At 64.5% G+C, this 299-nt stretch carries 1 protein-coding gene and 1 other annotated feature; the gene reads left to right on the forward strand.

What is annotated here, in order from left to right:
• Positions 1 to 106 (forward strand) — a sequence feature (AL1L pseudoknot). This feature is flagged as partial in the annotation.
• The coding region (locus QN397_RS26670; RefSeq protein ID WP_323502528.1) for an IS3 family transposase at positions 1 to 299 on the forward strand (299 nt) is incomplete at both ends. It overlaps the preceding feature by 106 nt.

Consider the following 299-nt stretch of genomic DNA (forward strand, 5'->3'; position numbering starts at 1 on the left):
CCCAGGCGGAGCTCGACCGCCGACTAAAGTTCTGAAGAGTTTCATCGACGAGCATCGTCATGCCTACGGGGTCGAGCCGATCTGCAAAGTGCTGCAGATCGCCCCGTCAGGTTATTGGCGGCAGGCGGCGCTGGCGCGTGAGCCGCACAGACGCTGCGCCAGAGCACATCGCGACGATGTCCTCATGCCGGCGATACAACGCGTCTGGCAAGCCAACATGCGGGTCTACGGCGCCGACAAGGTCTGGAGGCAATTGGCACGCGAGGGCACGGTCGTGGCGCGATGCACCGTCGAGCGGT

The sequence above is a fragment of the Variovorax sp. RTB1 genome, from assembly GCF_035018765.1.
In the GTDB taxonomy this organism is placed as follows: Bacteria; Pseudomonadota; Gammaproteobacteria; order Burkholderiales; family Burkholderiaceae_C; genus Variovorax.